This window comes from Allobosea spartocytisi (genome assembly GCF_014764685.1).
In the GTDB taxonomy this organism is placed as follows: Bacteria; Pseudomonadota; Alphaproteobacteria; order Rhizobiales; family Beijerinckiaceae; genus Allobosea; species Allobosea spartocytisi.
Genome location: NZ_JACXWY010000048.1, coordinates 1 through 7551 on the forward strand (window position 1 = coordinate 1; position 7551 = coordinate 7551).

Annotated in this window: 7 protein-coding genes and 2 pseudogenes; 3 read left to right on the top strand and 6 right to left on the bottom strand. The window is 62.6% G+C overall.

Translation table 11 applies throughout. The features are described from left to right. Nucleotides 1-127: pseudogene (locus tag IED13_RS28230) on the top strand (IS5 family transposase); the annotation flags it as partial. A gap of 286 nt (nt 128-413) precedes the next feature. Here IED13_RS28230 and IED13_RS28235 read toward each other — a convergent pair. Next, nucleotides 414-713 (bottom strand): annotated as a pseudogene (locus IED13_RS28235) (transposase); the annotation flags it as partial. A 1-nt stretch (nt 714) separates the two neighbouring features. After that, nucleotides 715-1383 carry an RNA polymerase sigma factor gene (locus IED13_RS28240; RefSeq protein ID WP_191126105.1) on the bottom strand — a complete coding sequence of 223 codons (669 nt, stop codon included), beginning with the start codon at nt 1381-1383 and terminating at the stop codon, nt 715-717. Nucleotides 1384-1676: 293 nt separating this feature from the next. On the opposite strand from IED13_RS28240, the gene IED13_RS28245 reads away from it, so the two are divergent. Both IED13_RS28245 and IED13_RS28250 read left to right on the top strand, forming a co-directional pair. Beyond that, nucleotides 1677-1817: a hypothetical protein gene (locus IED13_RS28245; RefSeq protein WP_191126106.1), complete on the top strand. Its 141-nt coding sequence runs from the start codon at nt 1677-1679 to the stop codon at nt 1815-1817. A 212-nt stretch (nt 1818-2029) separates the two neighbouring features. Next, complete coding sequence (locus IED13_RS28250; RefSeq protein WP_191126107.1) at nt 2030-2377, top strand: hypothetical protein; 348 nt, start codon at nt 2030-2032, stop codon at nt 2375-2377. Between the two features lie 57 nt (nt 2378-2434). On the opposite strand, the gene IED13_RS28255 is transcribed toward IED13_RS28250, so the two are convergent. The 4 genes from IED13_RS28255 to IED13_RS28265 form a co-directional block, all read right to left on the bottom strand. Then, entirely contained in the window at nt 2435-2926 is a 492-nt protein-coding gene (locus IED13_RS28255; RefSeq protein WP_191126108.1) for a DUF411 domain-containing protein, read from the bottom strand. 30 nt (nt 2927-2956) lie between these two features. Then, a complete protein-coding gene (locus IED13_RS29135; RefSeq protein WP_263858925.1) occupies nt 2957-3079 on the bottom strand; it encodes a hypothetical protein in 123 nt (40 codons plus the stop codon). 5 nt (nt 3080-3084) lie between these two features. Next, nucleotides 3085-6264, bottom strand: coding sequence for an efflux RND transporter permease subunit (locus tag IED13_RS28260; RefSeq protein WP_191126109.1), 3180 nt, complete (start codon nt 6262-6264; stop codon nt 3085-3087). Continuing rightward, on the bottom strand, nt 6261-7551 hold a 1291-nt coding region (locus IED13_RS28265; RefSeq protein ID WP_210323787.1), incomplete at its 5' end, for an efflux RND transporter periplasmic adaptor subunit. The genes IED13_RS28265 and IED13_RS28260, both read right to left, overlap by 4 nt.

Here is a 7551-nt window from a genome sequence, read left to right on the forward strand (position 1 = left end):
TCTGTTCAGCAAGCTCAAGAACTGGCGGCGCGTCGCCACACGCTACGACAAGAGCAAGGAATCTTACCTCGGATTCGTCGCCATTGCCGCAGTCAAACTCTGGCTACCCTTTGTCCACGAAGCCTAGCAGGGCGTTGAAGAAGGCGCTTTTCGGGGTGTTGTTGTCGTGATTCATTGGCTCCGCGGGGTTTCGGAGCGCGATGGGGTCTGTCTCATATGTGGAACGGCCCGACAGGCAAGGTGTTTATGGAGATCTGATACATCCGGGACGGTGCGGTAAAGCGCCGTCGACGATCTCATGCCGTGGCGCTTCCGGAAATCCTCAACCCCAAATCCGTAGGGCCCCGGCGTGGCGCGCACGTTCATCACCTCTTTTTGCACCTGTGCGGCGAACCGGCGATTTGCCGGAGCTCTTAATCAAATGGCGTCAGCGATCTGCGCTGATCGTCTGTAAACGCCCCCTTGGAAAGCAGCGCCCAGATAATGCGCGCCGTCTTGTTGGCGAGCGCCACGGCAACAAGCTTGTATGGCTTTCTGCCCATCAGGCCGACGAGCCATTCCGGCAGGTTCACCCCACGTTTGGCCTGTTTGATGATCGACGAGGCCCCGACCACCAGGAGCGTCCTCAGTTGCCTGTTGCCCTGCTTGGAGATCGATCCAAGCTTTTCCTTACCTCCACTGGAGAGCAGACTTGGCGTGAGCCCCATCCAAGCGTCAGGCGCCACTTCGAGGAACGGTGTTGGCGTTGGCTTCGGCGAGGGCCCTCCGCAACTGTTCAGCCTTTTCGCAGTGACAATCCAAGAAACCGTGGACAGGGCAGGTTCGGCACATCTCTTCGAGGCGCTTTCTCAGCGCTTGCCGGCCACGATGCAGTCGGACGGTCACGTTGTTCAGCGACGTTCCCAGACTGGCCGCCACGCGGTCACGTGGCTCACCAAGAATATCAGCGCGCCAGATGATGTCGGCGTACTCGGCTTTGAGCGTCGGCAAGATGCGATAAAGGCAATTACAGATCGCTGCGTCGAGTTCCTCGTCGATGGGAAGATTCTCAACCTCTGTCTGGTCAATCACGACCTCGCGGCGTTGCCGTCGCGCCGCTTCGCGCTGATGGTCGACGATTGTCGTGGCCAGGATTCGGCCGAGCCATCCGCGCACCATCCGAACATCATGAAGCTGTGACGCTCTCTCCAAAGCGCGCAGTGAAAAGCGCTGAAGAACCTCATCCGCCGCGTCGCGGTCGCCAAGCCGACGCCGGAGAAACTGAAGAATCTGCTTCTGCGCCTCGACCAGTGCGTGCTGGACAGCGTTGTCATGATGCTTTGCGATTCCATCACCTCTGTCGCCGCCGGGCGCAGGTTTGTCGTCTTGCGGTTTATCTGTCACGACCCTCCAAACCCCTGACCTTGAAGATGCGCGCGCCGCACACTGCCACCGAAAGCCCTGCGGTCTTTAACCTAGATCAAGGTTTGGGCTTGCGATTTGGCCCATCCGCTGCAACAATCCTTGTTGCGGCGCAAGATGGATCAAAGATCCTCCGTCTCGGTGGCTCGACCGCGACCCACGCAGATATTTCCCGCCCGCACCTTCAATAGACATTGCAATGGATATTTGTGCCCATACAACTTGGGCACTCAGCATGCGCAATTCGGCATGGTCTTCATGCCGAGGAGTTGAGCATGCTCATCGTCATTCCCGGTTCAGAGGTCGGTCGGCAACCCGCGCTGAAGGATCGAGCATACCGTTTCAGGCACGCGATCTTCGTCGAACAAAAGGGTTGGGAGGAGGTCCGTCGCCCTGATGGTTGCGAACGCGACTGATTCGACGATGGGAGGCGCGGACTGGAAAAGTGGTGGTCGACGTGCCGCCCGCGAGGGCGTTGGCGATCGAGCCGTAAAGGCATCCCTCTGAGCGCACGAGCGATCTTACATAAAGGTGAAACACTTCACATCTGAAGTCGTCATCCCCATCTCCACCTTAGCTGCGCAAGCCCCGAGCGGGTTTCACTCTGGGCAAACCAGGGGAGGCTGTGATGAGGATGTTCCGCCAAATCGCCCTGTCGGCGACCTGCTTGCTTATCCTGGCTCCCCTTGCGCCGTCGGCGGCTCACCGTGCCAACCTGGCCCCGGGGATTAAAGAGGTGACCAGCGCTATCAACGGCAAGGTCTGCGCGACACCGGGAGGAGCGCATTTCACGTTCGATAATGATGGGCGCTTCTCTTATGACGGCCTCTGGCAAAGCAGCGGAAGCTTCACGCTTGCCGATAATGCGGTAGTCGTGACGTTCGACAGCGGCCTTCAGCGCGCTTTTGAAATCTCCAAGCGGGACGGCGCGCTCTACATGGAGCAAACCCGCGTTGTCTGCACTGCGAAGCAATAACGCAGACGTTGAGCCGGGCGGCTTCATTTCGCCCGGCTTCCACTCCTTCCGAAGAGATCAGACCTGCTGCAGCCCGCGATAGCGAGCAAACACATGCTGCTTGCCGGCTGAGAAAATGACGATTTCGTAGGGCTGCGGCGTCTGGCCAGACACCTCCATCCCGGGCGAGCCTACCGGCATGCCGGGAACCGCAATGCCGATCGCCTTCGGGCGCTCGATAAGCAGGCGCTTCACCGCCTCGGCCGGGATATGCCCTTCGATGACGTAACCGCCAATCTCGGCCGTATGGCATGACATCAGGGCCTCCGGCACGCCAAGCCTGGCCTTGAGCGGCAGCACGTCATCGACCTGGATCACATCGACCGGAAAACCCGCGGACTTGATATGGTCGACCCAATTGCCGCAACAACCACAGCTCGGATCACGGGTCACGGTCATTCTGGGCAATGTTTCCGTCGCCGCGACCGTTTTGGCCAGGACGATGGCTGTGAAAGCTTGCGCCGTTCCAAGCATCAGCGCGCGGCGAGTGGGCGAAATATCGATTTGCATGGCTGTTCTCCTTCAATCTCGACTGCGTCTTCACCGAAAGAAGACGTATTTTACCAAGGCGGCGATCACCAACAGCGGCACTGCGACGATGAGCCAATGCAGCGCCCCCATCCTCCAGCCCATGCCGTTCATCATGTCGTGCATGTCGATCACTCCACCTATTCAACGACCGCAGCTTGCCGCTGCATCGGCACTGGCGGGGCTGCCACGCTGCCGGTTTCCTTGGCCGGAGGGAGCCGCCAGCCCTTGACCAGCCCATAGATCGCCGGGATCACCAGCAACGTCAGCACGGTCGAGGAGACCATGCCGCCGATCATCGGCACAGCGATGCGCTGCATCACCTCGGAACCGGTTCCGGTGTTCCAGAGGATCGGCAGCAGGCCCGTCATGATCGCGACCACGGTCATGATCTTCGGCCGCACCCGCTCGACCGCGCCGAGCATGATCGCTTCGTGCAGATCCGCACGAGTGAACGCCTTGCCCTCCTGCGATCGACGCTCCCGAACCTCGACCAGCGCATGATCGAGATAGATCAGCATGATCACACCGGTTTCGGCGGCGACGCCTGCCAGTGCGATGAAACCGACGGCGACGGCGACCGACATGTTAAAGCCGAGCCACCAGAGCAGCCAAACGCCACCGACCAATGCGAAGGGCAGCGAGAGCATGACGATGATGGTCTCGGTCAACCTGCGGAAATTCAGGTAGAGCAGCAGGAAGATGATCGCGAGCGTCACCGGAACGACCAGCTTGAGGCGCGCCTCGGCCCGTTCAAGATATTCGAACTGACCGCTCCAGGCGATGCGGTAGCCCGCGGGCAGCTTGATGCTCTGCGCGATCGCGTTCTGGGCATCGCGGACGTAACCGCCGAGATCACGCCCGACAGTGTCCACGAAGATGTAGACCGCGAGCTCGCCATTCTCTGTTCGGATCGAGGTGGCGCCACGCTTGCGCTCGATGCTCGCGATCTCGCCAAGCGGAATGCTGGCACCGGACGGCGTCGAGATCTGCACCTCGCGGGCGATCGCCTGCGGATCCGAGCGTAGGTCACGGGGGTAGCGGATGGCGACCCCATAACGCTCGCGCCCCTCGACCGTCGTCGTCACGGTCTCGCCGCCCATCGCCATCACGACTGCATTCTGGACGTCGCCAATGGAGAGCCCGTACCGCCCCAGCGCAATCCGGTCCGGCACGATGTCGAGGAAATACCCGCCGATGACGCGTTCGGCATAGGCACTGCTCGTACCCTGGACGGCCTTGAGCACCGTCTCGATCTGGCGGGAGACGGACTCCATCTGCGCGAGATCGGTTCCAAATACCTTCACCCCAATCGGCGTGCGGATGCCAGTCGCCAGCATGTCGATGCGGGCCCGGATCGGCTGCGTCCAGGCGTTGGAGACGCCGGGGAACTGGAGCGCCTTGTCCATCTCCGCCTTGAGGCTGTCGAGCGTGACGCCCTCGCGCCATTCCGCCTTGGGCTTCAGGTTGATGATGGTTTCGAACATCTCGGTCGGCGCCGGATCGGTTGCCGTCTGCGCGCGCCCCGCCTTGCCGTAAACCGAGGCGACCTCCGGAAACGAGCGGATGATCCGGTCCTGGGTTTGCAGCAGCTCCGCCGCCTTCGTGACGGACAGCCCCGGCAGCGTCGTCGGCATGTACATCAGGGTGCCTTCATCGAGCGTCGGCATGAACTCGGAGCCGAGCTGACGCATCGGCCAGAGGCTGAAGCCCAGCACCGCAACCGCCAGAACGATCGTCAAGGTCTTGGCCTTGAGTACGCCGCGGATGAGGGGACGGTAGAACGCGATCAGGAACCGATTGATCGGATTCCTGGCCTCCGGAATGATCCGGCCCCTGACGAAGATGACCATCAGCGCCGGAACCAAGGTCACCGAGAGCAAGGCTGCAGCAGCCATGGCGAAGGTCTTGGTGTAGGCGAGCGGCCCGAACAGCCTGCCTTCCTCCGCTTCCAGCGTGAAGATCGGCAGGAAAGAGACGGTGATGACGAGCAGGCTGAAGAACAGCGCCGGCCCGACCTCGCTTGCCGCCTCGATCAGGATCTCGACGCGCGGTTTATCCGGCGGCGCTCGTTCGAGGTGCTTGTGGGCATTCTCGATCATGACAATGGCGGCGTCGATCATGGCGCCGACCGCAATGGCAATCCCGCCCAAGCTCATGATGTTGGAGCCGAGGCCGAGCGCCTTCATCGCCGCGAAGGCCATCAGGATGCCAACCGGCAGCATGATGATCGCCACCAGGGCGCTGCGCAGGTGCAGCAGGAAGACGATGCAAACCAGGGCGACAATGACGCTCTCTTCGATCAGCGTGCCCTTCAGCGTCTCGATTGCCCGCTCGATCAGCCCGGAGCGGTCATAGACCGGCACGATCTCGGCCCCGCCCGGCAGGCTCGAGGCGATCTCGGCAAGCCGCGCCTTGGCGCGCTCGATCACGGCAAGTGCATTGGCGCCGAAACGCTGCAGGACGATGCCGCTCGCGACCTCGCCCTCGCCGTTGAGCTCGGTGATGCCGCGCCGCTCATCCGGGCCGAGCTCGACGCGGGCGACATCGGAAAGGCGCAAGGCTGCGCCGCGCTCGCTCTTCAGGACGATGTTCTCGATGTCGGCGATCGACTTCAGATAGCCGCGGCCGCGCACCATGAATTCGAATTCGCTGAGCTCGACCGTGCGGCCGCCCACATCGAGATTGCTGCTGCGGACCGCCTCGCGCAGCGCAGCCAGCGAGACGCCTTGGGCGCGCAGCCGTACCGGATCCACCACGATCGCATATTGCTTGACGAAGCCGCCGACGCTGGCGACCTCGGCGACGCCCTCCGCACGCGAAGCCGCAAAGCGGATCTTCCAATCCTGCAGAGAACGGAGTTCGGCCAGGGACATGTCCTTGGCCATCACCGCATATTGGTAAACCCAGCCGACGCCGGTCGCGTCCGGCCCGAGCGTCGGCGTCACGCCCGATGGCAGACGGCGCGCGGCGGTGTTGAGGTATTCGAGCACGCGCGAGCGCGCCCAATAGGGATCGGTGCCGTCCTCGAAGATCACATAGACAAAGGAGACCCCGAAGAACGAGAAGCCGCGCACGACGCGCGCCTTCGGCACCGTCAACATCGAGGTCGTCAACGGATAGGTGACTTGGTCCTCGATCACCTGCGGCGCCTGGCCGGGATATTCGGTGTAGACGATGACCTGGACATCGGAGAGGTCGGGGATGGCGTCGAGCGGCAAAGTCCTGAGCGCGTAGAGCCCGGCGGCAACGACGAAGGCCGTGGCGACGAAGACGAGGATGAGATTGCGCGCCGACCAGGCGATCAGGCGGGCGATCATGGCTTGGCCTCCGGCTGGGCGAAGCCGCTCAGGGCGGCCTTGAGGTTGCTCTCCGCATCGATCAGGAAATTGGCGGAGACGACGACACGGTCGCTTTCGGAAACACCTTCGGTGATCGCGACCATGCCGTCGCCACGGCGGCCAAGCTTGACCTCGCGCGGCTCGAAGCGGCCTTTGCCGCGATCGAGGATGACGACGCTTCGTGTGCCGCTATCGATGACGGCACTCCTGGGAACCGCCAGTTCCGCGGTCGCATCACCAGCGCCGATCTCGACGTCGGCATACATGTTCGGCAGCAGGACACCGTCCGGATTGGCTAGTTCGATACGGACCTTTGCCGTGCGCGTCGCCTCGGCGATCTGTGGGTAGATCACGCCGACGCGCCCTTCGAAACTCATGTCGGGGCGGCCGCGTAGCCGAACCGTCGCCGGCGCTCCGATCCGGATCTCGGCCAGATCACGCTCCGGCACGTCGGCCAGGACCCAAATCGTCGAGATATCCGCAAGCCGGAACAGGCTGCCTCCGGCAGCCATCTTCATGCCGTCGCTGATATTGCGCTCCAGCACGATGCCATCACGCGGTGCCGTCCAATTCACCGTCGGTGGTACCTTCCGGCTGCGCTCGATCTCGGCGATGATTTCGGCGGGAACACCGAGGTTTTCGAGGCGCTGCCTTGCGCCCCCTTCGGGCACGCCTCGTGCTGCAGCGTTCAGCTCGGTGATGAACTGGGCGCCGGCCGTGCTGATTTCGGGCGAGTAGATGCGCGCGAGCCGTGTTCCTTTCGCCACACGGTCGCCCGTTGTGACCGGCGCGACCTCCTGCACAAAGGCATCAGCACGTATCGCCACCACGGAAATCCGCCGCTCGTCGAGTTGCACCACGCCCGGAACACGAACGGTCTGAGCAATCGTCTGGCGACGGACCGGCTCGGAACGGACACCGCTGCGCTGGATGCGTCCAGGTGAAAGCTTGATGATCCCGTCCTCGCTCGCCTCCCCCTCATGGACGGGGAGATAGTCCATCCCCATCGAATCCTTCTTCGGCACCGGCGACGTATCGGGCAGGCCCATGGGATTGCGGTAATAGAGGATGCGGCCCTTATCGGCCTGTGCCGTCCGCTCCACGCCCTCCGGTTTCTCCTCGAAGCTGATGTCCTCGCTGGCCTGGACGGCTCTGAACGGCCGACCGTCTGCCGTCTGACGTGGCTCAACCGAATAGACCGGCTTCCGGTCCGGATCCTGATAGTAGATCACCGGTCCGGTTCCGGCGGGCTCGTTGGCCGCGAGC